Annotated in this window: 24 protein-coding genes and 1 tRNA gene; 17 read left to right on the top strand and 8 right to left on the bottom strand. The window is 22.3% G+C overall.

The window, feature by feature from the left end; all coding sequences use genetic code 4:
* Positions 1–72 precede the first annotated feature (72 nt).
* Positions 73–2,943 carry an excinuclease ABC subunit UvrA gene (gene uvrA / locus SPIRDC1_RS08435; protein ID WP_174481400.1) on the top strand — a complete coding sequence of 957 codons (2,871 nt, stop codon included), beginning with the start codon at positions 73–75 and terminating at the stop codon, positions 2,941–2,943.
* Positions 2,944–3,100: 157 nt separating this feature from the next.
* On the opposite strand, the gene SPIRDC1_RS08430 is transcribed toward uvrA, so the two are convergent.
* Complete coding sequence (locus SPIRDC1_RS08430) at positions 3,101–4,096, bottom strand: IS3 family transposase (protein WP_174479968.1); 996 nt, start codon at positions 4,094–4,096, stop codon at positions 3,101–3,103.
* A 363-nt stretch (positions 4,097–4,459) separates the two neighbouring features.
* Between SPIRDC1_RS08430 and SPIRDC1_RS08425 the strand changes: the two genes are divergently transcribed.
* Both SPIRDC1_RS08425 and SPIRDC1_RS08420 read left to right on the top strand, forming a co-directional pair.
* Positions 4,460–4,536 (top strand) — tRNA-His (locus SPIRDC1_RS08425).
* Positions 4,537–4,692: 156 nt separating this feature from the next.
* A complete protein-coding gene (locus tag SPIRDC1_RS08420) occupies positions 4,693–5,229 on the top strand; it encodes a DUF402 domain-containing protein (RefSeq protein WP_174481399.1) in 537 nt (178 codons plus the stop codon).
* A 61-nt stretch (positions 5,230–5,290) separates the two neighbouring features.
* On the opposite strand, the gene SPIRDC1_RS08415 is transcribed toward SPIRDC1_RS08420, so the two are convergent.
* The 3 genes from SPIRDC1_RS08415 to SPIRDC1_RS08405 form a co-directional block, all read right to left on the bottom strand.
* Entirely contained in the window at positions 5,291–5,512 is a 222-nt protein-coding gene (locus SPIRDC1_RS08415; RefSeq protein ID WP_174481398.1) for a hypothetical protein, read from the bottom strand.
* Positions 5,513–5,664: 152 nt separating this feature from the next.
* The gene (locus tag SPIRDC1_RS08410) at positions 5,665–6,918 is read right to left on the bottom strand and encodes an HAD family acid phosphatase (protein WP_174481397.1); all 1,254 of its coding nucleotides are present in this window, start codon (positions 6,916–6,918) and stop codon (positions 5,665–5,667) included.
* A 458-nt stretch (positions 6,919–7,376) separates the two neighbouring features.
* Positions 7,377–8,519: an Mbov_0401 family ICE element transposase-like protein gene (locus tag SPIRDC1_RS08405; RefSeq protein ID WP_174481396.1), complete on the bottom strand. Its 1,143-nt coding sequence runs from the start codon at positions 8,517–8,519 to the stop codon at positions 7,377–7,379.
* A gap of 121 nt (positions 8,520–8,640) precedes the next feature.
* Between SPIRDC1_RS08405 and SPIRDC1_RS08400 the strand changes: the two genes are divergently transcribed.
* From SPIRDC1_RS08400 to SPIRDC1_RS08330, 14 genes are all read left to right on the top strand, one after another.
* The gene (locus SPIRDC1_RS08400) at positions 8,641–9,021 is read left to right on the top strand and encodes a hypothetical protein (RefSeq protein WP_174481395.1); all 381 of its coding nucleotides are present in this window, start codon (positions 8,641–8,643) and stop codon (positions 9,019–9,021) included.
* 151 nt (positions 9,022–9,172) lie between these two features.
* Complete coding sequence (locus SPIRDC1_RS08395; RefSeq protein WP_174481394.1) at positions 9,173–9,706, top strand: hypothetical protein; 534 nt, start codon at positions 9,173–9,175, stop codon at positions 9,704–9,706.
* A gap of 134 nt (positions 9,707–9,840) precedes the next feature.
* Entirely contained in the window at positions 9,841–11,040 is a 1,200-nt protein-coding gene (locus SPIRDC1_RS08390) for a hypothetical protein (RefSeq protein WP_174481393.1), read from the top strand.
* Between the two features lie 2 nt (positions 11,041–11,042).
* Positions 11,043–11,330, top strand: a complete 288-nt coding sequence (locus SPIRDC1_RS08385) for a hypothetical protein (protein ID WP_174481392.1) — start codon at positions 11,043–11,045, stop codon at positions 11,328–11,330.
* Positions 11,299–12,042, top strand: coding sequence for a hypothetical protein (locus SPIRDC1_RS08380; RefSeq protein WP_174481391.1), 744 nt, complete (start codon positions 11,299–11,301; stop codon positions 12,040–12,042). Before SPIRDC1_RS08385 ends, SPIRDC1_RS08380 begins: the two co-directional genes overlap by 32 nt.
* Positions 12,043–12,072: 30 nt before the next feature.
* Positions 12,073–12,981 (top strand): hypothetical protein, encoded by a 909-nt coding sequence (locus tag SPIRDC1_RS08375; protein WP_174481390.1) that lies wholly within the window; start codon positions 12,073–12,075, stop codon positions 12,979–12,981.
* Positions 12,982–13,500 (top strand): hypothetical protein, encoded by a 519-nt coding sequence (locus tag SPIRDC1_RS08370; RefSeq protein WP_174481389.1) that lies wholly within the window; start codon positions 12,982–12,984, stop codon positions 13,498–13,500.
* A gap of 3 nt (positions 13,501–13,503) precedes the next feature.
* Positions 13,504–13,854, top strand: a complete 351-nt coding sequence (locus SPIRDC1_RS08365; RefSeq protein ID WP_174481388.1) for a hypothetical protein — start codon at positions 13,504–13,506, stop codon at positions 13,852–13,854.
* A gap of 43 nt (positions 13,855–13,897) precedes the next feature.
* Positions 13,898–14,263 carry a hypothetical protein gene (locus tag SPIRDC1_RS08360; protein ID WP_174481387.1) on the top strand — a complete coding sequence of 122 codons (366 nt, stop codon included), beginning with the start codon at positions 13,898–13,900 and terminating at the stop codon, positions 14,261–14,263.
* Positions 14,197–14,727 (top strand): hypothetical protein, encoded by a 531-nt coding sequence (locus tag SPIRDC1_RS08355; protein WP_174481386.1) that lies wholly within the window; start codon positions 14,197–14,199, stop codon positions 14,725–14,727. The genes SPIRDC1_RS08360 and SPIRDC1_RS08355 overlap by 67 nt, the downstream gene beginning before the upstream one ends.
* A 552-nt stretch (positions 14,728–15,279) precedes the next feature.
* The gene (locus SPIRDC1_RS08350) at positions 15,280–15,603 is read left to right on the top strand and encodes a hypothetical protein (RefSeq protein ID WP_174481385.1); all 324 of its coding nucleotides are present in this window, start codon (positions 15,280–15,282) and stop codon (positions 15,601–15,603) included.
* A 168-nt stretch (positions 15,604–15,771) separates the two neighbouring features.
* Complete coding sequence (locus tag SPIRDC1_RS08345; RefSeq protein WP_174480004.1) at positions 15,772–16,167, top strand: terminase small subunit; 396 nt, start codon at positions 15,772–15,774, stop codon at positions 16,165–16,167.
* A gap of 1,050 nt (positions 16,168–17,217) precedes the next feature.
* A complete protein-coding gene (locus SPIRDC1_RS08335) occupies positions 17,218–20,196 on the top strand; it encodes a hypothetical protein (RefSeq protein ID WP_174481383.1) in 2,979 nt (992 codons plus the stop codon).
* Positions 20,197–20,234: 38 nt separating this feature from the next.
* Positions 20,235–20,468, top strand: coding sequence for a hypothetical protein (locus SPIRDC1_RS08330; protein WP_174481382.1), 234 nt, complete (start codon positions 20,235–20,237; stop codon positions 20,466–20,468).
* A 181-nt stretch (positions 20,469–20,649) separates the two neighbouring features.
* Here SPIRDC1_RS08330 and SPIRDC1_RS08325 read toward each other — a convergent pair whose 3' ends face one another.
* The 4 genes from SPIRDC1_RS08325 to SPIRDC1_RS08310 form a co-directional block, all read right to left on the bottom strand.
* Positions 20,650–20,967 carry a hypothetical protein gene (locus SPIRDC1_RS08325; protein WP_174481381.1) on the bottom strand — a complete coding sequence of 106 codons (318 nt, stop codon included), beginning with the start codon at positions 20,965–20,967 and terminating at the stop codon, positions 20,650–20,652.
* A gap of 369 nt (positions 20,968–21,336) precedes the next feature.
* Positions 21,337–21,615: a hypothetical protein gene (locus SPIRDC1_RS08320; protein ID WP_174481380.1), complete on the bottom strand. Its 279-nt coding sequence runs from the start codon at positions 21,613–21,615 to the stop codon at positions 21,337–21,339.
* Between the two features lie 418 nt (positions 21,616–22,033).
* The gene (locus SPIRDC1_RS08315; RefSeq protein ID WP_174481379.1) at positions 22,034–22,591 is read right to left on the bottom strand and encodes a hypothetical protein; all 558 of its coding nucleotides are present in this window, start codon (positions 22,589–22,591) and stop codon (positions 22,034–22,036) included.
* Positions 22,584–23,390: a recombinase RecT gene (locus SPIRDC1_RS08310; RefSeq protein ID WP_174481378.1), complete on the bottom strand. Its 807-nt coding sequence runs from the start codon at positions 23,388–23,390 to the stop codon at positions 22,584–22,586. Before SPIRDC1_RS08310 ends, SPIRDC1_RS08315 begins: the two co-directional genes overlap by 8 nt.

The raw sequence follows: 23,390 nt of genomic DNA, 5'->3' as shown, positions 1-23,390 counted from the left end.
ACAATAATGCTATTAAAGTTAACTATATATAGTATATAATTAATTAGAAAGAGAATATAAGTGGAGGAATAAATGACAGATAATCAAAAATATATTACTGTTAAAGGTGCACGTGAACATAATTTAAAAAATGTTAATATTAAAATTCCAAAGTATAAGTTAGTAGTTATTACTGGTGTCTCAGGAAGTGGTAAATCATCATTAGCTTTTAATACAATTTATGCAGAAGGAAGGCGAAGATATGTTGAATCACTTTCAGCCTATGCTCGTCAATTTTTAGGAAACAGTGAAAAACCTGATGTTGATGCTATTGATGGTTTAGCACCAGCAATTTCTATTGATCAAAAAACTACAAGTAATAATCCTCGCAGTACTGTTGGTACTGTTACTGAAATTTATGATTATTTGCGTTTACTTTATGCACGGATTGGAACTCCTTATTGTAATAAGGGTCATGGTCCAATTAGCACGCAAACTTTAAAAGAAATGGTTAATAAAATTAAAACGTTAGAAGATAATACTAATATTGAAATTTTAGCACCAGTTATTAACGCTAAAAAAGGTAGTCATCAAGATTTATTAGCAAAATTAAAACAAGAAAATTTTTTGCGAGTTAAAATTAATAATAAAATATATAGTTTAGATGAACCAATTGAATTGAATAAATCATTACGTCATGATATTGATATTGTTATTGATCGTATTAAATTTACCAATGATGATAATACTATTTCACGAATTCATGATGCTTTAGAAGTTGCTTTAAATCATAGTAATGCTTTAGCAAAGGTTATTTTATCGCAAACAAATGAAACGTGATTATTTTCTCAAAAATATGCTTGTAAAATTTGTGGATTTTCAATTCCCAGTTTAGAACCGCGTTTATTTTCTTTTAATGCACCCAGTGGAGCGTGTTTTGATTGTAAAGGCTTGGGAGTAAAATTAGAAGTTGACGAAGAATTATTAATGCCAGATTTAAAATTATCAATTAATGATGGTGGCATTGAGTATTATAAAAACTTAGTTGGTACTAGTAATTTAGAATGACAAAAATTAAAAGTTCTTTGTTATCATTATTTAATTGATTTGAATCAGCCATTAAAAAATTTAACAAAAGCACAACTTAATTATATTATGCGTGGTAGTGATAAAGCCATTACTTTCAGTATTACTTCGGCAAATGGTCGTAAATATCCTAATCATGATTATATTGAAGGTATTGCCACTTTAATTGAAAGACGTTTTTTAGAAACAACTAGTGATTTTGCCCGTGATTATTATCGTAAATTTATGAGTGAACGTACTTGTTTAACTTGTCAAGGAACAAGATTAAATGAATTTGCACTAGCAGTTAAAATTAAAGATGAAAATAATAAAGAAATGAATATTAGTCAATATACTAATTTAGACATCGAAGAAAGTTTAACATTTATGTTAAATATTAAATTATTACCTTATCAACAAGAAATTGCTAAATTAATATTAGTAGAAATCATTAATCGTTTAAGTTTTTTAACTAATGTTGGTTTAGGTTATTTAAACTTATCACGAATGGCACAAACTTTATCTGGTGGTGAATCACAACGAATTCGACTAGCAACTCAAATTGGTTCACAATTAACAGGAGTATTGTATGTTCTTGATGAACCTTCAATTGGTTTACATCAACGTGATAATGTTAAGTTAATTGAAACTTTAAAACAAATGCGAGATCTTGATAATACATTATTAGTAGTAGAACACGATGAAGATACAATGTGAGCAGCAGATTGATTAATTGATATTGGTCCAAAAGCTGGAATTTATGGTGGTGAAGTAATTGCTGAAGGTACACCACAGCAAGTTGCTAATAATCCTAATTCAATTACTGGACAATATTTAAATGGTGAAAAATTTATTGCGTTACCTAAATCAAGAAGAAGTGGTAATGGCAAAGTTATTGAAATTCAAGAAGCACAAGCTAATAATTTACGTAAAATAAATGTTAAATTACCTTTAGGTAAATTTATTTGTGTTACTGGTGTTTCAGGAAGTGGTAAATCAACGCTTGTTAATGATATTTTATATACTAGTATTCAAAAGTATTTAGGTTTAAAGGGACAACGACCAGGGAAACATAAAGCAATAAAAGGGATTGAATTTATTGATAAAATTGTTGCTATTTCGCAAGAACCAATTGGCAGAACACCAAGGAGTAATCCTGCTACTTATACTTCAGTTTTTGATGATATTCGTGATTTATTTACACAAACACCAGAAGCAAAAATTAGAGGATATGCTAAAGGTAGATTTTCATTTAATGTACCGGGAGGAAGATGTGAACGTTGTTCTGGTGATGGTGTTATTAAAATTGCGATGCATTTTTTACCTGATGTTTATGTAACTTGCGAAATTTGTGAAGGAAAACGTTATAATAGTGAAACATTACAAGTTAAATATAAAGGTAAAAATATTTATGATGTACTAGAACTGCCTGTTGATTTAGCATTAACTTTTTTTGCTAATCATCCAAAAATCCATAAAAAGTTAGCAATGATACAAGAAGTGGGATTAGGATATGTAAAATTAGGACAACCCGCTACTGAATTATCTGGTGGTGAAGCACAAAGAGTGAAACTAGCTAAAGAATTACAAAAACGTGCTACTGGCAAAACTATGTATATTTTAGATGAACCAACTACTGGTTTACACGTTGATGATATCAAAAGGTTAATTGAAGTTTTAAATAAAATTGTTAATCATGGTGATACTGTTGTTGTAATTGAACATAACTTAGAAGTTATTAAAGTTGCTGATTACATTATTGATCTAGGGCCTGAGGGTGGTAAATTTGGTGGTGAAATCATTGCTACAGGAACACCAGAACAAGTAATAACAAATCCTAAGTCTTATACTGGACAATATTTAAAAGCAGTTATTAATCGCGATTTGAATAGAAAATAATTAAAATATTTTCTGTAGTATTCTTGAATTTTAACAAAAGAAGTGGAGAAATAAAATGTCTTTAGAAGTAGTACCAAATTTAAAAGAAATACTTATAAATTCAACTATACAAAAGGTGGTTAGCCCTAAATACTGGACCACTTTTGGATAGACAGTTTTAAATTTTTATTTGTGAAATTGGTGGTTTTAGAAATTTAGAATGTATTCTTTCGTAATTATAAAACATAATATATTGGTTTACATCATTTATAGCTTCATTGAGAGAAAAATATTGATTTGAACCTTTAGGTAGTCATTCTTGAGATAAATGAGAAAATCAGTTTTCAGATATTACATTGCCACCAATATCATAAGGTTGTTTTTTGCTTAAAATTATTTGCTTATCAGCAGCTCAATTTGTGATGTCTTGACAATAAAATTCGTTGGCGTTATCTGAGTGTAAAATAACGTTTTTTACTTGGTTTCAAGAGAATTGTTGATTTATTTTTTCAAGTGCAGGAAGGATTAAATCTTGATAGGATTTGTTTGAACATGTATTATAGCTTACAATATTATTTGAATAAAAATCAATAATTACAAAAAGATATAATCAACCTTCTTTAGTATTTATTTGTTTAGTGTCCATTGATCAAATTTGATTTGAAGAGGTTGTACTTTTATAATCTTTGTTTACTTTATCCATTGTAGGTATTCACTTATTTGGATTTTTTTTGTTTTTAGGATAGTTATTTTTAGTTTGTTTTAATCCTTGAAGATTGTGATCTTTCATAATTTTTCGCATTTGTTTTGTTGATAATTCTAGATTTAAAATAATATGTTTGTATTGTTTTAATCATTCTTTAAATGCTGAAAAAATTCGTAAATAGCCATAAATTTGTCCTTTTCTTGTAAAATGAAATTCAAGTAAAAGTTGGCATAATTCTTGATATTTATGTGTACAATTACTAATTTGATTTTTTTCTTTTTTAATAGGGTTTTGTTTGTTTTTTACAAAATAATATGTTGATCGGTTTAGTTGAAGATGTTGGCAAAGATATCTAATTGAATATTGGTTTTTGCTATCATCAATAATTTGAATTTTTTGTTTGATATTTAACTTGTTAATTACTAATGCTATTTGTTTAATTTTATCCATTATTAAAAATCCTTTCATGTCAAAATTAGTGTTAATTGTATAACACAATTGTTTTTCGAATACATTCAAGTTTTTTTTAAATTAATGGTCTAGTAAAAAGGGCTAAGTAGCAAGTAGCTAATAAAGATATTATCTATTACATTTTTATGCTTTTTATTAAGGGCATAAAACTTTATTTTAAGAGTATTTAAATTAATAATTAACCATAATTATTAATTTTAAATTGTGTTCTAATTGTTAATAGTAACATTGTTTTTTATTATTGTTATTGTTATATACGAAAATTAGATGATTATTTTTGTAGTTTTATGAAAAAAAATATTAAAAAATCATAAATTTATTGTATAATATTTAACGGTTTTACTTATAAAAACTAATATGGCGACTGTGGCGTAGCGGTCTAGCGCATCAGTTTGTGGAACTGACATTCGCGGGTTCGAATCCCGTCAGTCGCCCCATTTAATAAAATTATGTTTTTTACTACTCCTTTTTGGAGTTTTTTCTTTTTTAAATAAATATTATTATAAATTTATTTTTCGCTTTTTGTTTACTAAATAAATAATGGTATAATTATTATGTTTTATGATTTGCAGAAAGTTGAGGTTTAAATGTATATGTACCTTAAAGAAGGGCAAATACTTTCAATTCATGCATATAAGCATAATGGCGATTTATATCGTAGTTGAAATAATTCAATTGTTTTAGAAGATACTGAAAAATATTTAGTTTTAGTAAATGAGAATGTAACAATTACTGAAATTAATGGTCGTAAATGAACAACCGTTGATCCAGCAATTTGGTTATTTTTTAAAAATGATTGATACAATATTATTTGTATGATTCGTAATGATGGTGTTCATTATTATTGTAATATTGCCAGTCCCTTTATTTTAGATTCGCAAACAGTTAAATACATTGATTATGATTTAGATGTTAAAGTATTTCCTAATCGTTCTTATAAACTGTTAGACTTGAAAGAATTTAAAACTAATCGTCGAATATGAAAGTATCCAATACCTTTACAAAATATATTATGACAAAATATAAATAAATTAAAAAAAGGAATTAAGAAAAATGAAATTAATTTATTTAATGATGATGTAATTTTAAATTATTGAAAAAATTATCAAGACCAAAGTTTACAAAAATAGTAAGAACATATGTTCTTACTATTTTTGATATTAAAACTTTTTATAACTAAATTAAATTTTTTTATAAAATAGGTAATGTTTTTGCATAATTATGTTCTCTCATAATACTGTTTATATTACTTTTTTTACTTTTATCTTCAATACTATTATTTATATTTTGAATATCTATATCATTAAATTGTATTTTCTTTTTGTAATTATGATAGTTAATAGCATATATTTTTAATTTTTTTATTTCTTTAAACATTAAGTTTTTTATTTCTTGTTCAATTTCTTTATTCATTTTTTTACTCCTTTTAAAAATAAAAACCTATTTACTTTGAAAAACAAAGTAAATAGGTTAAAAACAATATTTAGTTTATAGTTATTTTTAACATCTTTTTGAAAATTTACAATTAATAAACATATATATATCAAATATATTAACTTTGTAAATTATTTTCATATATTTTCATATTTTTTGAAATAATGTTTTAGTAAATTTAATCAATTATCTAAATTAGAACCATATTTTTTTTCTAAATCTCATAAAAAATTACCATATACATCATTACCGCCAACTAGTACATAAGTTTCTTTTCAACCAGTTTTTCCTTCTTCTAGTTTAATTTCTTTTACAAAACCAAGGTTTTTTAGATCACTATCAATTAAACTATTTTTTTCATTTTCTTTTCAATAATGTTCTATTATTTCTCCATTTTCATTTTTTGTAAATCAAAATTCATCTCCCACTTTACCAATTAAGTTATTAAAATTTTTATTATTTATTAATTCATTTTTTAATGATATTTTATCAATTAATTTTGAATTAGTTAAATTAGAATGAAAATCATTAATGTTATCACCCAATCTCATTACAATATGTGATGGTACATTTTTTATTGCTACTAAATCATTTTCTCAATTTTTTATTTGCATACTACTTTTATCTTTTGATGATAATTTAAAATTGTTATTATTAATATAATTAAAACGATTTTCTTTTGAAATTAAATCTTTATAATTATTTGAATTATATTTAGTTACTCCTTGCATTCATCAAACATAACTATCAAGAAATGCCTTTGGATAATAATTATTTTCTAGTAGTTTTTTAGTTGGTATTGCTTCATCTCCATACTTGATATTTTCGCCTTGAAAACGATTTGAATCAAATAAAACAATACCACCACTTTTTCATACATGTTTAACAAATTCTAAAACTCCATTATAAAGTTGTTCTTCAAAATTGACTTGATGATCAACTCATTTTTTAAATTCATAATCCATATCTTTCATTTTTGGATTAAAAAATTTATAAATTGAAAAACCAATATTATTTATGAATGTTTCATCCAAATCAGTAATAACAATAGGTACATATTTATTAGCTTCAATTTTTGATTCATTATAATGCACAGTGTAATTTTTATCTTCTTCATCATTTTTGGCATTAGGTTTATTTGCGGTTGCGTAAATAACATCTAATGATAAATGCTTTTTATTTGCTTCTATAACATCATCATACTGTTTTATTGCTGCACGAAAAGTATTTAATAAGGATATTTTTCTTTCTGCTGATTCTTGTCAAATTATTGATTGTAACACTTTTAAATCATAAATATTGTTATTTTTATAACATCCAATAGCGCTTAAACTTGTACTTGTAATAATTATTAAACCACTTATTATTTTTAATATTTTTTTCATGTTTTTTCTCCTTTTAAAAATAAAAACCTATTTACTTTGAGAAACAAAGTAAATAGGTTAAAAACTATATTTAGTTTGTAGTTTTTTTAACATTTTTTCTGAAATTTTACAATCAATAAAGATAATATATTTATTTTTAAAATTTAAAAGACAAGATATAGTTATTATTAACTATTTAAATTACGTATTATTGTTGATTTATATTGGCTAAATGTTAAGATAAATGTAAAATTACATACTTAATTATTAATTACATTTAGTTTTTAATTTAAGGGTGAGTAAAGTTAATAGTTATAATTTAATTTTCTTTAAATAAAAGACAACTTTAAATTATTAATTTTTGGTTTTATTATATACCTTTTTATAGATTTATTCAAGTATTTTAAACTATTATTTTAAAATTATCTAAAATAAAAATTCCTAACTACTTAGGTTTAGATTTATTAAATTTTAAAAATTTAAAGTAAAAGATTTAATTTATTAATTCTTGCTGAATTAATTATAAGCATATTATCAAGTACTTTATCATTATAAATTTTAGCACCATAACCTTTTAAAGATTTAACTAAATGTGATACATCACTTTCAGCACAAACTCCTTGATTTCAATTTTCTTTTTGATTTATAACACCTTCTTTATTATTTTTAAAATATTTATATATTTCTTCATTAACATTATTTTCTTTTAAATAATCTAATAATGAATAATATTCACCATTAATAAATAAATTATATGAATTTGTTAATTTTTTATTATCTACTTTTCTATTAAAAATAAATCCTTTTTTAAGTGCTTTAAATGCATGATGTCTATCAATTACATAAGGAATATTTTCTTTTTTAGCAGTAGTTTTAATTCAAGGCGCACCATCACCAATAAATACTAAACTACTTTTAAAATAAATATATTGTAAATCAAGAAATTCATAAATTTTATCAATTAATTCTTGTCTTTTAATTCTTTGATCATTTTTAGTTTTCATATAAGTAATTTTTTTATCTTTTAAAATATTTCTACTTTTAGTAGATTTTTCTAAATCTTTACCCTTATTTGCACTAATTGTACGAATACGATTTTTTTGCTTTTTATTATTAAATAATGAAGATATAAAACAATCATCCATATTTACAAATAATTTTTCATTTGATAAAATTAGTTTTTTTTCTTTTATTTCTTCAACTCCTATTACTGCATTTTTCATTACATTAGTCATATATGTTTTAGAAAAATTACTATTTTTTATTATATCTTGTACATCAGATTGTCTTTTACCATTACCTGAATTTTTTATGATTGCATGTTCTAAACTTTTAAGTGTTCTTTTTATTTTCTTAATTTTTATATAATCATCTAAAGGATAATAATATTCATTAGTTTCTAATATTAAATAACATCTACGATAAAAATTATTTATTTTACCATATTGAGTATTTGGACTTCTTGGAGCAGTTTTAACATATTTATGCTTATTTTTATCATATATATTTTGATGTCAAAAATCATCATATACTTTTAATAAATTTGTTAAATAATTTAAACTATTATTTTTAATTTGATTATCAAGTTCATCATAATTAAGTTCATTACTAAGAAAATTCATAATATTATTTCCTTTCTTAATTTATGATTTTGATTATAGTAATTTTAGAAAAAAAGTTTGGAAATATGATAACTATAAAATGATATAATTAAATATATATGTTTTAAAATAAGGTGATAATATGCCAGAAAAAGAAAAAAAATATGGTGAAAAATTAAGTGTTAATTATAAAACTCAAATTGATAATTATTTAAGAACTAAAAAGGTTATATTAACTCCACAAGGATTAAATAATGCACTTGGAATTGATAGAAAATTTGTTTATGATTGCCGACGTAGAAGCAATCCATGACGTAAAAAATTTATTAAAGATTATGATAATGCAAGAGCAATTATTTCAACTCATATGTTAGAAAAATCATTAGTAAAACCAGAAATAATTTATAAACATTGACAAGTTAGTTATCCAAATGAATTTGATATTAATGAAGAAGATAATAATACACAAAGTAATATAATTATTAATCTTTGTGAACCAAGAAAAATAGAAAATAATGATTAGAAACCTATAATAAATATAGGTTTTTTTAATTTATTTTAAAGGATAAAAATGATATAATATATTAAAGTGAATATGTTAAATTAACATATATAAAAGTGACCTATTAACCAAGTGAATTATTAAAATTTTATTAACAAGGGAGATTAAAAGTATGAGTGATTTTACTTTTGATGAAAAAGAGAATTATAGTTTAGATGATGTTAAAAGTTTACTAAAACAACATAGAAATGTAGTATATGCTGAAAGTAAAAAAGATATTGAACCTAAATTAAGTGAATATGAAACAAAAATAAAAGAATATGAAAATAAAATTAATAGTTTTGAAGAGCAACAATTATTTTCAAATATTAAAGATACTAAAAAAGTAAATTTAATTAAAAATTTAATGAGTACTGATAATTATAAATCTTTATCTAAACAAAAAGCATTTAATAAAATAAATGAAGATTATAAAGATTTTTTAATTGATAAATCAGAACCTATTAAACAAGAAAATAAACAACAAGATAATTTAATTAATCCTACTGATTTAATTTTAAAATTACATAATAATTCATTAGATCATTTTAAAATTGCTCAAGATTTAAAAAATAAAGCAAAAACAGAAGGAATGACTAATCAAAAAGAATTAGAAGAATTAGTTGAAATTACTAGAAATGAAGCTTTTCAATCTATTAGTAAATAGAAAGAAGTTTTATTATGGGAGTTATAAAAATACCTGAAGCATTTTTTATTAAAGGTAATAATCCTACATAAAATACTATTTTAAGTGTACTTGAAGCACAAGTACGTGGTGAATTAACAAGTGAAAAATCAACAATGTTTATGCGTGGAACTTGTAGTGCTTCTCAAATTGGTGAAATGGCTGGAGTTGCTATAGCAATTTATAGAGCAACTGTTCGTGTATTATGAGGTTCAACATGAACATGAGATAAAGGTACTAAAAGACAAAAAGGTGAAGTATATACAACTAAATTAGAAATTAATAAATATTTAACAATTGATTTTGAAATTCCAGAATTTGATATTGAAAGATTTATGAAATCACCAAAAGATATTGCAGTACAAATTGTTTCAAATTGAACAGCAAGTTTTATGAGAAATTTAGGTGAAAATTTAGAATTAATATTTTTAAATGGTATTCAAGATTATGCTATTGCTAAATCATTAGTATTACCTTTAGATTTAATTAATATGAATGCAGAACAAGCAAAAGAAGCATATTATAAAATTTGAGCAAGAAATAATAAATTAATTAAATTAGTAAATTATATTACTGTTGGAACTAATAGAGAAGATTTAATGGGAGCAACTGGAATTGATAGTAATTTAGGTTTATCAAAAGCATTTACTGTTTTAAATTATAGTCAAATTTCAGCAGATACATTAGCATATGGTAGAAGATATACAAGTTTAATTGCTGGTATGGAATTTTGAGAAAGTTTTTATTTAGAACAAGAATTTATTCATGATACTGAAAAAGCAATGCATTTAGAAAAAGATTATAGTTTAAAAAATACACATGGTTTTGTAGTTAATAGATATATGTGAGGTATGCCTATTTCATTTACTAAAATAAGACAAAAATTAGATAATGATACAGATAATATTAAAATTATTGGTAAATGTTTATTTGCATTACCTAGTGCTATTAGACCTAATTTAATGTATTTAATTAGACCAACTATGCCTACACTTGCTGAAATTAAAGAAGCAAGAACAAAAGATTTTTTAACTAATCCTAAAAATGAAAATGCAACTTATCAATCAACTTTATATGATGATATTAATAAATTAAATTTAGAAGATGTTATTTATTATAGAAATTTAGGAAAAATTACTATGGCAGGAACAACTCCTACTAATGATGAATTAGAAAATGCAATATTAAATGCTGGTAATGTTGGTTATGAAAAAGGTAAAGCAACATTTAGTGATGTTAAATCCACAAGTGCTACTATGACTGGTAATAATACTGAATATTATGGAGTAGTAAATTTAGAATTTACTAAAAAATAATTATGGAATTTATATATAAATATTTTAATGAAAAATCACATATTATTATTTATTCTGCTAAACCACAAGATTTAACAAGTAGTAATGATATAAGAGCAATTTTATTAGATGAATATCCTAAATTAAGAAATGATTATTTTATAGTAAGTGATGTACATGATAGTTATGCAATATGTGTAGGAGATAATATAAATTGTGAAGGTAAAGTAATTATTAAAATAGAAAAACAAACTAATTTATTAAAAGGAGTAAATGAAAATGCCAAATGACACCAATGTACAATCAAATAATTATACTTTATTGAAATTAATAAGAACTGGAATAAGTCCATTATCAGCAATGATTGGTACAAGTGCTTATTATGGTCAAATTATTAGTAATCCAATATTAGGAAGTATTAATGCTTTATTATTTAGTAAAAAGTTAGGAATTGATATATGAAATTTAAATCAAATGCCAAGTACTAAAAAGAAAATATTAAATTCAAGTAAAAAAATATTATTAGGATTAGGGACTATTGGTTTAGTTAATTATGCAAAATTTACTAATTCTTCAATTAATCCAAATCCTAATCCATTTCCAGATGATTTATTATTAACTACTAATAATGATAATAATTTAATGGATTGAGATACATATATTAGTTTAAATATTTATGGTATATCAAATCTAATTGGTGGGTTAAGTGAATTAATACCTAATAGATTTGAAGTAATAAGAAAAATATGTAATATGGCAACTGGTGGATGTTTAATTTCAAGTGGTGTTGCTATGGGTATTAATAATGATTTTAATAATGCTTATGCCATACCTACCATAGTTGCTGGTGCAAGTGAAATTATACATAATTTATTACCAATGGAAACTATAAATCATAATCAAGAAATGCAAGAAACATCATTTACAGATGAAACAAGAAGATTAATTAATAGTGATGTTATTAGTAATAATAGTGGAAGTAGTGATGTTTTATATGAAAGACAATCAATATATAGATTATAATGTTACCTTTAATTATTGAATGAATATATTATGCACTTGATTATTGAATGAATATATTATGCACTTGCTTCAAATGATATTAAATTAGTATTAATAAATGCTTTAAAAACTTATTATAAAAATCAATCATTAAAAGCAGTATTTGATAGTGAAAATATCAGTGAAAAAGAAATACATCAACCATATAGTGTTTTTAATCCAAATATGCTTAAAAAATTAACAAGTATATTAAAACCAAGTGAATTATCTATATTACAAAATGAAATTAATAAATTTAAAAATCCAGTAAATAGTTTTAAAAAATCTATTATGCCAACAGAAATTAGAACAGTTAAAAATTATGTAAATAAATTTGATAATTTATTTAAAGAAAATGAAGAAGAAATACCAGATAATGCATGAGAAGTATTATCAAGTTCATGATTTAAAAAAGGAAGATTTATTGTTGATAATAAAAATTTAAAAATAGGAACTTTAACAACATTATTTCAAAGTGATAATGATAAAAGACAAATATGATATGGTCCTTATACTTATCCAGCATTTCCACAAGAAATATGAATATTAATGACACAAGCAAAAGGTAAAAATGGTTCTGGTGCTGGAACTATATTTTGAAAATTTTGAAATAGAAAATGATTACCAAGTCAATTAAGAAAATATGTTAAAAGTGAATTAGCAAAAAAAGGTAAATATTATGGGTCTCAAGATACTAGTGTAATTTATCCAAATAATATTAATGTACAAAAAACTATGAATTTTATTAATAGATTAGAAAAAGGTTTTTTTAAATTAAAAGAATATAAAAATTTATCTAAAAATGAAATTGGAAGTAATCAATGAAGATATGAAAGAAAACAATTATTAAAAAATTCTTTACATACAAAAAAATATATAAAAATTAAAAAAAATTCTAATTTTTATAAAACATGAAAGTAGGTGGTAATTATTATTGAATTAGATAAACCAATTAAACCAATTGGTATATGAAATACTATTAATCCATTAAGTAAAGATAATAAAGAATATAAAAGATTAAATAAAATTTGATTTAATAAAAATAGTAGTCATATTGATAAAATAAAAATTTTAATATCAAATATTTTAAAAATAACAAGTCATATTATTGGTATGTTAATAACATTATTTTTTACAATAACACCTTGATTAATACCAAAAATACCAATAGAAATGGGAATAGGTATTTATACTAATGAATATAATTTTACTTGACCTGACCATTTAATATTAACCTTATTTCCTATGTTTGGTCATATTAGTTTAAATATTATTACTAAATTAGGTAATTATGGAAAATTAATTAAATATTTATTAATAACTATACCAATTATTATTACAAGTCCATATTTAATATATCAATATAAAGAAATTAAAAAACATAAAAAAGAATGTCATTTATGTAAACAACATTCAAATAAAATACAATTGGAGGAATAAAAAATGAATTTATCAAAAGAATTAATAACAGCAGTATTAAGTGGAGCAATAACTACTGGAATTATAGTTACTATTGTTTTACTTTTCTTATCAAAATTTATTAAAAAATCAAAACAAAATAAAATATCAAAAGAATTAAAAAGAGATAAAGAAATTCAATTTATTATTGAAAATATTAAACAAATAAATTCTCAATTACAATTAGAAACTACATCAGTTGCAAAATTACTTGATAGTTTTAATAATGATAATGAAAAAGAAGAAGTATTTAAAAATACTATTATAAGTCAAAGAGCAAAACGTAAAGAATTATCTGAAAAAGATAAACAAAAAGCAACTAAAGTTGGAATTTAAAGGGTTTAAATACCCTTTATTTTACATTAAGGAGTAAATTATTATGGCTATTAAAGACCCATTAATATTTATTACAATTGAAGAATTTAAAAATTGAAAAGGATTTAATAAATTAGAATTTGATGATACTACAACACCAGATAATGAAATTTGATTTGCTATTTCAGTTGCAAGTAATAATATTGATTATTTAAGTGGATATTCTATTTCAAAAAAATGACCAGAAACTACATTAACAGAATTTACTGATGAAATACAAACTGCAACTGCACATTATGTTAGATTTTTATTAACAAAAGATAGTAATTATATCGTGGTCAATCAAGTATTAGTCAAGGTGGTATGACTTATAGTGAAAATAATCCTACTGACCCTTATTTTATTGTTCCAGAAGTATTTAATTGTTTAAGAAAAATTAAAGAATATCCAAATATTACTGGATTTAATTTAGATGTTTTACCTAAAAGAAATGATTTTTTTAGTAATTTTTATAGTAATTATGGTGAAGATAGTCCTTTTACAAGATATTTAGAATTAATAAATTTAAAGACAAATGATACAAGAGTAAAAATATATCTTAAACATCCTAAACATTTAATTGGTACTGAAGTATGAATTGATACTACTGGTATAAAATCATTTGATAATTTAACAACAATTGAATTATTTACTAAATATTTTAGTAATGATACTATGAAATTAGTTGATGGTAAAGAAGGTCAAGAAAATAAAGTTATTAGTGTTAATGGTAGTAGTGGTAATCATTATGAGAAATTAATAAAGATAATCCTAATTTTATTGTTCCAAAAGATGATAAAGGTATTGATGTTAATGGTAGAAGACTTATTGATGTTGGAACACCTACATTTTTAAGTGATGCTACAACTAAAGAATATGTTGATAAAAAGCAAGATAAATTAATTGCTGGTGAAAATATTAAGATTGATGAAAAAACTAATACTATTAGTGCTTTTGGTGGTAGTGGTCAATCATTATGAGAAACAGAACTTAATAGTCCAAATAATATATCAAAATATAAATCATTAGTAATTCTTGCTCTTTTTTTAATACCAAATTCTTCATAAATTGGATAATAATGTTTTTTATTAATTTTATCTCAATAAACTCTTTGTCTAAAAGTATCCATTCCAATTGGAGTATTTATTGTTCTATTACATGTTCAAGCAACTTTATATTGATTTTTATCTCTATTTAGAAAAAAATATTCATCAAAATCATGGATTTTTTGAAAATATTTTGCTAATATATTAGTGATTTCATATTTTAGAGTATAATGCTAAAGAACGATAAAATAAACTGCAAATTCTATTTACGTTTAAAAGATAACTTTTATTAGTTATCTTTTCTTTTTTAATAAAATAATGTACAATAAAGAAAAATATAAATAGAAAAGGAAAATAAAAAATGCAAATATTATGATTATGAATATCTTTAGCAATAATAGGTTTAATAGCAATAATTTTAATTACTATTAAAGGATTAATGTTATGTTATAAAAATAATGGATTTGGTTTATTGTTATTATTTGTTTCATTAAACTTATTTGGTTTAATTACAGGTATAGCAATTTTGTGAAATAATAAAAAAATTGAAGAAGAAACATATAATAAAAATTATTGAAAAATAAAAAAAGATATTGACAAAAAAAATAAAGATGAAAAATTTAAAAATAAATGAGAAACTGGTAAGATAATTAAATGAGAAAAAGACCAAATAATAAAAAAATAGCACTATAAATGCTATTTTTTGTTATAATTATATTATAAAAATTAAATAAAAGAATATATGAAGTAATTAATAAAGTTAATAAGTTATTGTGCCAAACTTAACTTAAAGATTATATTAATTATATCATAAATTTTTGTTTTTTTAAAGAATATGAAAGGAGATTTTTATGTGCAAGAAGAAAAAATAAAAATAAGAACAATTTTTAATGATGCAAAAGCATTAAGAGAAAAATTAGAAGAATATTTTAATCATTGTAAACAAACTGAAGAAGTACCTACTAAAATTGGTATGTTAGTTTATTTAGATATTACAGAAAATACTCTTTATAGTTGAAAACAAAAAAAGAGAAATACTTTTTTACAACAAATTAATTGAGCATATTTACAAATACGCCATATTAATACACAAAGATATTTAAAAGCAAATGCAAATAATACTGCATGATATTTAGAAAGAGCATTTGTGAAAGAATATCATTTATCTACAAAAATTGATATAAAAAGTAGTGATAATACAGCCCCTATAGCAATTAGTTTAGAAAATAAAGGTAAGAATAAATGTTAAGTAATTTTGGTTATTTATTAGATATTGCTAAAAGAATGTATTTAAAACAACCTTTAAATATTAATAAAATTAAACAATTAGGTAGTCGTAAATCTGGTAAAACATTTAGTGATATTGAATTTCTTGGTATTTTATTAATGTTAGATAATATTAATATTCATGCTTATTTAATTCGTAATATGTCAAAACAATTAAATGATAGTTGACAAGAATTAAAACAAATTATTAGAGCAACTTATCCTAGTATTAATTTTATTATTAGTGAAACTAAAAAAACTATTGAATTTAATGGTAGTAAAATAAGTTGTAAATATTTACATTCACAAGATAATAGTAATGTTAAATTAACTGGATTAGCAAGTAATTATTTATATGATTATGTAATTATATGAAGTGATGAAAGATATGAAATTACTGAAAATGATTATCAAGATTTAAAAGATGCTATTCGTGGTGCAAATCAATTATTAGAAATTGAAAGTTGTAATCCTTGAAGTATTTTAAATGAATTTATTAAAAAAACTATAAATGCTTGTCCACAAAATGAAAAACAAATTATTAATGAATATGAACAATTTACTATTATTGATAATACTATTTATCATTATCAAAATTGAAAATTAAATACTCATTTAAAAGATAGTGATAAACAACAATTATTAGAAATAGAANATAATGAATTTTCTGGTGTAAATTATGAAAATAAAACTAAATCATTATTTAATAATAAAAATGATATGGAAACTACAGAAACTAAAATAAGTCATTATTCATATTATTTTTATAGATTTTTTGATATGTTATTAATTCATGAAAAATTATGAGATGGTATTGGTGATAGACCTTATAGTTTTAAATTTTTACCTATTGCTATGACTGACCAATTATTAAAACAAGAAATGATTAGTCAAAGATTAGCAGATAGAACAATGTCATATACACAAGCAATTGCTGAATTAGATGAAGTAACAAAACAACAAGCAAAAAAACATTATAAAGAAATAATGGAAGAGGATAAAGAAGAAATAAAATTATTAGGAGATAATAAAAATGATACATCAACAAATTCAATTAATGAAACATCTACATCTTCAATTAAAAAGAAAACAATTGCTAATTAAAAGATGTAGTTATTGAAAAATATTTCCATTTATTATTAATAATGGTGCTATACCTTTAACTGAAACTGGATATAAACCTATTAATAGTAAAATAAGTGATTTTGGTCAATATGAATTAATATTAACTGGTACTACTCCAGTTGTATGTATTTGAAAAAATAGTACAAAAATATATCAAAAAAATAAAGGTAAAATTAATGAAGAAATACATAAAGTTAATGGTCAAGATGAATTTTATACAAAACAATATAAAATTGGTGATTATTGAAATGCTTATTTAATTGATGATACAAGTGGTGTTGATTTTAGTAATTTACCAAATAATCAAATATTTAAAACAGTACAAACAAAAAGACAATATACTTTAGTAATGTTTGAAGAACATATTACAATTGATGATTATTTACAATTTTTTTGTGTATTTAATGATGAAAATGAAAATATTGGTGGTAATAGTGGTAAAAATCAAGATAGACAATTATTATATATTTCAAATGTAACAAATTATTATAGTCCTTATAATGGTGCATTTAGTATGCAAGTATTAACTTTTAGTAGTTTAAATGATAGAGTAGTTTCTAGTGGTCAAAATACACTTGATTTTGTACAATATGCAAGCCCAGGTAGTGGTTATGCTTTCCCAACTATTCAACAAGGAAAAGTAACTTTAAATCGTACTTTAATGCGTGATATTGGTGTAAGATATAGTCATAGACAAAGTTATGGATTAGAATTATTAACAAGTTGTTATTATTATGGAAGACCAATAATTCAAGGTCAAGAACCAATACAACAAAATAATGAAGAAATATTTGAAAGTAAAGTATTTGCTTCAAGAAGATTATTTATTGCTGGTAATAATGAAAAATCTACAACTGAAGTTAAAAATAATGGTGGTTTACTTGCTGGTATAAATGATAAAATAACAACAAGTAGTCATACAGAAACAACATTTTATAATATTATGGACGCTAAACCTACTGGATTTACTCATTATGATACATGACAAAAATTTTTAGAAGCAAGAAAATTTGATATGTTAGCTCAAAAAGATTTTCAAGGAATATTAACATGTAATAAAGAATTAGCAATTAAAAGTAATGGTGATGCTATTGGTAAAGCAAAATTCTTTTGAGATAGTGAATGAAATATAAATAATTTACAAGGTGAATATAATGTTGATATGAGTAGTAATTTTAAATATAAAGACCCAGATACTGGATTAGTTATTGGTTCACCAACTGTTGATTATAAAAAAATATCACAAAAATATATGTCAGCAATATTAAATTTTAATAGTGTAGTATTTAGTTCATTAATTCAAATGCCTTATGATAGTGTACAATGATTACCATTTGCTTTAAGTTCAATTCCATTAGTAGGTAAATTATTAAATGCTTTAACATTAGGTATTCCAGTAGGATTTATTATTACTCAAAATTCTCAACAATATAAAAATATGCCATTTTTTAATGGATTTATGAGTGCATTTTTTGCTTCAAATTTATCAAGTATTATTGGTAATAATGATAATAATTGATTTATTCCTTTAAATGTATTTAGTAATTCAAGTGAGTTTGCATTAGGTAAAATGTTAGGTTCACATGTTTCAACAACTGCTATGACAATGAAATTAAGTGATAGAGTAAGTGTTTATCCATGAGATGCTAAAACTGGTAAAAAGTTAGAAGTAAAAGAACAAATAAGTACAGTTGATTTATCACAAAAGAAAACAAAAGAAATTTTTAATCATATAATAGATGATAAAGTATATATAATGGCAGAAGATACAGAATTTTTAGATATTGCTTCACCATTAACTAATGAAGATACTGAATGTCAATGAAATCCGACAAGTAATGGAGTTATTGATGGGTCAAATTATGCTTATATTATTGATACAATTGTTACACAAAGTTTACATCAAGGTGAAGAAAGACATACATTTTATAGTGATAATCCTTTTACTTATCAAGGTGATTATAATGAAATATCAATTGCTCAGTTTAGATATAATAATATGGGATATTTAACTGGTAATGCTTTTAATTGAACTACTTTATATAAATTAAATCATGATGAATATAGTGAAACAGAAGAAACAACATTTAGTTATCCAGCAAAAATATTACCACCAAGTCCACAAAATATAGCAAAACAAATTGTAATAATTCCAGCAAATCCAAGTATAGAAGTTAATATACCAGAAACACATATATTTACTCATACACAAGATAAATTAATATGAGATTATAATTCATGAGTAGAAAATGTAGTCCCTAAAATCAAACCACTAGAAATAAATATTAATTTCAAAGATTATTTAGACCCTACATTATTAATTAAAACTTTTAATGATTTAAAAAGATATTATAAAAGTGTAGATGTTTATTTACATTATGAATATGAAACAGAAGAATTTATTAATCGCCAAGCAGGTGGTTGTTCAACAATAGAAGAATTTAAACCATCTAAATCTCAAACTTTTCTTTTTTCAAAAGACTTAAAAGAATTATCAATTTATAATAATCCATTAAAATTAAAATATTACGAAGACAATAATATTATATATCATGGATTATTTGCTGGATATTATGGTAATGGTAAAATAGGTATAGAAATTGATAGAAATGAATATAATTTATATAGTATTGAAAGTACTTATATGCAAAGTAAAATTGAAGATAATATTACTACCCAAAGCATTGAGAATCAAAAAGATACAATGTTAGGTTTTTGTGATTTATCTGATAAAGAATTTAAGTGAAAAATACAATTATTACCTAATATTATGCAATTAGAACTTGGTATATTTAGTGAAAAATTAGTTTTAGGGATAATACAATATATAAGATATTATAAATATTATAAATTAACTATTTCGAAAATAGTATTTAATCCTAGATAATTATGTTATAATAAAACAAAAAAGTAAGGAATAATTTTATGTTATTATTAGCAACAACTATCAGTCCAATCTTAGCAATTAAATTATCAATAATAGGAGCCTTGTTTTTAGTGGTTACTTTAATACCTGGGATACTATTATTCTGTAACTCTTACGAAAAAAATAAAAAAATAAATTTTAAAGAAAAAAAAACCATTATTGGTATTATATTCTTAATATTATCAATTTTATCTTTTATAGAAGTAATTATTTTTACAAGTATTACTTTTTAATAATATTTACTCCACTAATCTTAAATAATGTATAATTAAGAGACTTACTTTTGTAAGTATATGAAATAAAAAGTTCTTAATATTATATTGTTGTTAGGTTGGCACCTAATTAAAAAGTTACCATTTAGGTAACTTTTTTTATTTATAAAATATTACAATGACTATTTATTTAATAAGGTATCTAAAATTTTGGAAAATTATTACGTGCAAAAGTAGGGTGTAATAAATCTCTATTTAGAGTAGAATTATCTAATCTTTTTTGTCTTTCAGATTTTTCTGCTTCATCTTTTAATAATTTTTCTTTTACTTTTTTAAATTCTTTTTCTTGCCGTTCTGCCTCTCTTTCTTTTTCCTTTTGTTTTTCTAATTCTCGTTTTTTATTTTCTTCTCTTTTTTCTTCTTGTCTTTTATCTCATTCTTTCATTCTATTTCAATTTTCTTCTTCTTTTTTATTAACTTTTGTTCTTGGACTATCTTCATTTTTTTTAAATGGTCACATGTATATAATATCCTTTCTTTTTTTAAAAAAACTCATTTACTTTGAAATAAAGTAATGAGTTAAAAACTATTATTAAGTTTATATTATTTTTATATCATAAATATTTATTAAATATAGATAAATTAGTTATTATTCTCAATCAAATTCATTAAAACTATCTTGTATTATTCGCATATATTCTTTATCATTATTTTTTCTTGCTTCTAATCACTGTTCCATTAATCATTTTGCTAAATCTCATTTAGTCATTATTTACTCCTTATTTTATCATTCATTAATAATTTCAGTTATAATGCCAATTATTGTTGAAATTATCATTAAAAACAATATTACTGATACTATAGTTAATATTTCTCATCAAACCATTATTTACTCCTTATTATAATTTAATCTTTCTTCTTTTGTTTTTGGAAAATGATTATATGTACACATTTCTTGATTATCTAATTCAATAAATACTTTAATTTCATTTGGATATTGTTTATATGATAAAACTTTTCAATCAGCTAATTCATAACCTAATAAAGTACGGTCATCATCTAATTCACTACTTCCGCCATTTCATGAAAAATATATTTCTGTATTTTTTGTATATATTTTAAAAACATTATATTTATCACTATATTTTAAAAAGTCTCATAAATTCATTATTTACTCCTTTTCTTTTAATTTTTGTTTTTTATTTTTATATACTTTTAATCTTAATTTTCAATCACAATATCAACAACCATATTCACTTTTACGAATATAATTTTTATTTTTTCTTTTCATTGCATTTTGTGTTCTTCTTGTTTTCTTTTTCTATAAATCTTTCGAAATTAAATGGGTTTTTTCAGTATTCTTCTTTTTTCATTATTTATTCTCCTTTTCTTCATCACACATATCACATTCTCCAAAATAATAATTTTGTACTTTATAATATATATAATGTTTACATGGTTTTAAATTCTCTTTACTCATTATTTATTTTCCTTTCTTATAATAAAATTCATTATTTTATAAATTAAATAATTATTATAAAAATTACAGTCTTTATAATCTTCTATTAAAGATAATAATTCTAACATTATTTATTCTCCTTATTTAAATAATATCAACCAATTAATAAACTATCTGCTTCATCATGATTTGATATTGTTATATTTCAATTATTTTCTGCTATTAATCTCAATGCAAAACTAAAAGATATTTCTTTATCATTTCACATTTTTTTATTTTCTAATTCATTAAAATATTTTTTTAAATATCAATTTTGTCATTCTTTTGGACTTATTAACATATCTTTTGTTATTAATTTATTAAATTGTCCAGCAATAAAACCACGTAAATGTTCTTGTGTTTCATAACCAATACCATTTTTACTATGAAAAGTCCCACGTTCAATAACAAAATTAAATCTACTAATTTTTCTTGTAATTTCAATTAAATCATGAATTTGTCATTTTATTTCTTTATGAAAATCATATTGTTTTTTAAAATTAAAACTTTTAATTCATATCGGAATTCATAGTTTTATTTCAATACAATTATTATTTTCGCAATCTATTACATGACATCTTTTTTCTCATAAAGTAAATCCTGTATTTTTTATACTTGGGTCAATTGAAAGTAAATAATTAGTCATTTTTAAATACCACTTTATCCAATTTTTCAATATTTTCTTCTAATTGTTGAAAATTCGTATTATTTTCAATTACATTATTAGTATTTGGATTATCAATATATATTTTTTCATTTTCAGTAATAATTGCTTGGTCACTTTCATATGCAATTTGCATTTCAGTACTCATAATTCCCCATTTTCTTAATAATTGAGTAAGTACAGTTTTTAATGCCATACTATCAAAATCACTAACAATAAATTCTTTATTTTTTGCATAAGTTTTTGAATATTTTAAAAAATGTTTTTCAATTTGTTCTTTTGACATATATAAAGTTTTTTCAAAACCATTTACTAATTGAAAATATGCTACATAACCAATAATTGGTTGTTTTAATCTTTCTAAATCCTCTTGTATTCAATTAAATTCAATTCCCTTTAGTCTATCTACTTTTTTAATTTCTGTTAATCTAACATCACTAACATTAATTTCTTTATATTGTTGACTACGTAATGCTAATTGAATATAACCTTTATATCCCATTTGAAATTGAGCATTATTTACTTTAGTATTACTATCTCAATAAGGTACAATATAACAATAACCAAAATTCTTTTCTAATGGTAAATTCAATAATACTGCTTGATAACAACTATTAATAATAGTATCTGGATATGCTTTATCTAAACCATATTGATTTGAAATTGCTAATACATTACTTTTAAATTTTTGTATTTCTAAATTATTAACAATACCTTTTTGTCTAATAAATTTTTCTACATTACCATTATTAATATTTTTCACTAATAATTCATTTGCCAT

Source organism: Spiroplasma endosymbiont of Danaus chrysippus, from assembly GCF_902809815.1.
Taxonomy (GTDB): domain Bacteria; phylum Bacillota_I; class Bacilli_A; order Mycoplasmatales; family VBWQ01; genus Spiroplasma_E.
The sequence above is the reverse complement of the archived record's forward strand: the minus strand, read 5'-3'. Positions and strand labels throughout refer to the sequence as shown.